A 2,687-nucleotide genomic window follows, 5' to 3' on the forward strand; every position below is an offset into this window, starting at 1 on the left:
GACGGCGTCCAGCACCGCGTCCGCCCCCGCTCCCAGGTCCAGCGGGGCGGTGCGGCCCGCGACCACGCTGCCCGAGAGATCGACGAGGATCGCCGTCAGCTGGTCCCGGTCCAGCTGTATGCCGACCGCATGACGCGCACCCGGCGACAGCCGGAGCACGGTGCTCGGCTTTCCACCGGTCGAGGCACGACGGCCGGCCTCCGTGACCAGGCCGTGCGACCGGAGCCGCGCGGTGATCTTGCTCACCGCCTGCGGCGTCAGCCCCGTACGGACGGCGAGCTCGCTGCGGCTGGCCCCGTCCTCCCCCGCGAGGCGCAGCAGTCCGAGCACACGGGCGGCGCTGCTGCCGTACGGCACGACGAGTTCACTGCCGCTGTTCATGCCGGATTCCCTGGTCATGTGGCCATTGTGCGCGCAGCTTGCGCTTACGCAACCGCGTTGCGAAAGTGAGCCCATGGACAAGGAAGAAGCTGCCTCTCCCCTCCGCGTCGGCCTCATCGGCTACGGCCTCGCCGGCTCGGTCTTCCACGCGCCCCTCATCACCGCCACCGAGGGCCTCACGCTCGACACCGTCGTCACGTCACACCCCGAGCGGCGCGCACAGGTGCATGCCGAGCACGGCGCAGACATGCGCACACTCGCCACCACCGACGAACTCTTCGCGGGAGCAGACGCACTCGACCTCGTCGTCATCGCATCCCCCAACCGCACACACGTCGAACTCGCCCGCCGCGCCCTCGAATCCGGGCTCCCCGTCGTGGTCGACAAACCGCTCGCCGGCACAGCCGCGGAGGCCCAGCAGCTCGCCTCTCTCGCCGCCGAACGCGGCCTGCTGCTCTCCGCCTTCCACAACCGCCGCTGGGACAACGACTTCCGCACCGTGCGCGCGCTGCTCGCCGACGGTGCGCTGGGCAGCGAGATCAGGCGCTTCGAATCCCGGTACGAGCGCTGGCGCCCCGAACTCAAGGGCGGCTGGCGGGAGTCCGGCGACCCGGCCGAAGTCGGCGGGCTCCTCTACGACCTCGGCAGCCACCTCGTCGACCAGGCCCTGGCCCTCTTCGGCCCGGCCACATCCGTCTACGCGGAATCCGACGTACGGCGCTCAGGAGCCCAGGCCGACGACGACTCCTTCATCGCCCTCACCCACGCCAACGGCGTGCACTCACACCTGTGGATGAGCGCCGTCGCCGCCCAACTCGGCCCGCGCTTCCGGGTACTGGGCAGTGAAGCGGCGTACGTGAAGGACGGCATCGACCCGCAGGAGGCGGCTCTCCGCGCCGGCGCACGTCCCTCACCCGGCGAACGGTGGGGCGTGGAACCGGAATCGGCCTGGGGCACCCTGGGCGACCTCGAAGCACGGCGCCCCGTACCGACGCTGGACGGCGAATACCCGGCGTACTACGCCGGTATCGCCTCGGCGCTGCACGAGGGCACGCCCCCACCGGTCACCGCTCTCGAAGCCGTCGCGACCATCCGTGTGCTGGAGGCGGCCCGTACCTCGGCAGCCGAGTCACGCGTGGTGACGACGGACCTGGGCTGACCGCGAACCCCGGCTCGTCGCAGGCCCGTCCGCGGCCCGGAGACGACTCAGACCGCGGTCCGGGGCGCGCGGCCCCGGACCGCAGCCCGCTCACGCGTCGCGCAACTCCTGGCGTTGCCTGCCCAGTCCATCGATCTCCAGCTCCACCACGTCGCCCGCCCGCAGATACGGCTTGGGCTCCGGGGCGCCCATCGCGACACCGGCAGGAGTGCCCGTATTGATGACGTCTCCCGGGCGCAGCGTCATGAACCCGCTGAGATAGCGCACCACTTCGGCGACCGGGAAGATCTGCTCCGCCGTCGTGCCGTCCTGCTTCGGCTCGCCGTTCACCCACAGACGCAGCCCGAGCGCCTGCGGGTCACCGACCTCGTCCGCCGTCACCAGCCACGGGCCGAGCGGGTTGAACGTCTCGCAGTTCTTCCCCTTGTCCCACTGCCCGCCCCGCTCCAGCTGGAAGGCACGCTCGGAGACGTCGTTGGAGACCGCGTAACCGGCCACCGCCGCGAGAGCCTCCTCGTCGGAGGAGAGATAGCGGGCCGTACGGCCGATCACGATCGCCAGCTCCACCTCCCAGTCGGTCTTCTCGCTGCCACGCGGCACGAGCACGTCGTCGTGCGGGCCGACGACCGTGTCCGGAGCCTTCATGAAGAGGATCGGCTCCTCGGGGATCGCACCGCCCGTCTCCCTGGCGTGATCGTGATAGTTGAGCCCGATGCACGCGACCTTGCCGATACGGGCCAGCGGCGGCCCGACACGCAAGCCCGACTGATCCAGCGCGGGCAGCTCCCCGGCGCCTGCGGCATCGCGTACACGCGCGAGCGCCGACGCATCGGCGAGCAGCGCACCGTCGACGTCCCGGACGATGCCCGACAGGTCCCGCAGGACACCCGACTCGTCCAGCAGTGCCGGGCGCTCCTCCCCGGCCGGTCCGACGCGCAGCAGCTTCAAGGCCTACTCCCGAGATCGTGGCTCGTTGAGACACCGGCGAGTACCAGTTGTCTCAAATGGGACGGCCGATCCTCCAAGAGGGCGTTCAGATCCACAACCCCGTGTTCATGTAGTGGACCCCGAGGTCTCCGCGGCGGCGCCAGACGGCCGCCCCGCGCCCAGCGCGGCACGCTCCACCGCCGTCCACGTCGTGCTGGTG

At 71.2% G+C, this 2,687-nt stretch carries 3 protein-coding genes; 1 reads left to right on the plus strand and 2 read right to left on the minus strand.

The window, feature by feature from the left end; all coding sequences use genetic code 11:
* Positions 1 to 381 (minus strand): MarR family transcriptional regulator (locus tag H5J26_RS30130; protein ID WP_419183872.1); only part of this gene is annotated, 381 nt, incomplete at its 3' end.
* 73 nt (positions 382 to 454) lie between these two features.
* On the opposite strand from H5J26_RS30130, the gene H5J26_RS30135 reads away from it, so the two are divergent.
* Entirely contained in the window at positions 455 to 1,540 is a 1,086-nt protein-coding gene (locus H5J26_RS30135) for a Gfo/Idh/MocA family oxidoreductase (RefSeq protein ID WP_181769131.1), read from the plus strand.
* Between the two features lie 90 nt (positions 1,541 to 1,630).
* Here H5J26_RS30135 and H5J26_RS30140 read toward each other — a convergent pair whose 3' ends face one another.
* Entirely contained in the window at positions 1,631 to 2,488 is an 858-nt protein-coding gene (locus tag H5J26_RS30140) for a fumarylacetoacetate hydrolase family protein (protein ID WP_181769132.1), read from the minus strand.
* Positions 2,489 to 2,687: the final 199 nt, after the last annotated feature.

Origin of the sequence: Streptomyces albidus (ex Kaewkla and Franco 2022), from assembly GCF_013870515.1 — a bacterium.
Taxonomy (GTDB): Bacteria; Actinomycetota; Actinomycetes; order Streptomycetales; family Streptomycetaceae; genus Streptomyces; species Streptomyces albidus.